General features: G+C 34.0%; 1 protein-coding gene. It reads right to left on the bottom strand.

Annotation, left to right across the window (positions count from 1 at the left end; genetic code table 11):
• On the bottom strand, positions 1 to 265 hold a 265-nt coding region (locus tag MJ643_RS30900), incomplete at both ends, for a transposase (RefSeq protein ID WP_247727339.1).

Below are 265 nucleotides of genomic sequence, written 5' to 3'. Positions count from 1 at the left end.
ATTTTGATACACAAAACTCGATGATAGTTTGAAGTAAAGGGATCTGCCTGATTTCACGACTTTACTTGCCGCTTTAATTAACCGAGTACGTATCGTATCAATTTGCATAGTTTTTTGACCTTCCGGAAAACAAAGAGTTCGTAACCAATTGGTCAAATTATATGCAAGAAGTGTTAACATCATTTTTACTTCGTTCACTAGAAAAGCGTGGCTATTCATATGATCAAAGTAAAAGCCATTTTTTGCTTCTTTGATATAGTTTTCC

This window comes from Pseudomonas sp. PNPG3 (assembly GCF_023093815.1).
Classification (GTDB): Bacteria; Pseudomonadota; Gammaproteobacteria; order Pseudomonadales; family Pseudomonadaceae; genus Aquipseudomonas; species Aquipseudomonas asiatica.
The sequence above is the reverse complement of the archived record's forward strand: the minus strand, read 5'-3'. Positions and strand labels throughout refer to the sequence as shown.